The following is a 626-nucleotide window of genomic DNA, read 5'->3' on the forward strand; positions in this document are numbered from 1 at the left end:
CGATATTTCCGGCAGAGGGTGTGACAATCGCTGTATTGATACCCACTAACCGACCTTGTAAATCAATTAACGCACCTCCTGAGTTGCCGGGATTGATGGAGGCATCCGTTTGGATAAAACTTTGAAAGTTATCAATACGAGGTTCTTGGCGGTCTAAAGCACTGACGACACCAGAAGTCACCGTTTGAGTTAACCCAAAGGGGCTACCGATAGCTACCACGAAATCCCCTACTTTCAGTTGGTTGGAATTGCCAAAGGGAAGTTGGGTTAAATGTTTTGCTTTAATTTGAATCACAGCAAGATCAAATCCTTCGTCTTTTCCGATTATTTTAGCTCGATAGCGACGGCCGTCTTTAAGAGTTATTAACATAATTTTTTGGTCTTTTATCACGTGAGCATTGGTAACAATGTAACCTTTTCGGGCATCGATAATGACGCCTGAGCTAACGCCTAGAACTTTTGTAGGAGTTAAATCTTGCTCAGTTTCCGGTTGGAATGGGTTAACTGGTTTTGGAATGAGTTTTTCCACAGCGATATTAACGAGGCTGGGAGTAGCTTTACTCAACATAGGCGCAAGACTGGACACTACTTTGCCATTGAAGTCGGGAGCTAAATGTGCATAACCA

1 protein-coding gene is annotated in these 626 nt (G+C 43.1%); it reads right to left on the reverse strand.

Features of this window, described 5'->3' with window-relative positions:
• On the reverse strand, nucleotides 1-626 hold a 626-nt coding region (locus B1F79_RS02245; protein ID WP_251365825.1), incomplete at both ends, for a trypsin-like peptidase domain-containing protein.

The organism is Coxiella-like endosymbiont of Rhipicephalus sanguineus (genome assembly GCF_018687865.1).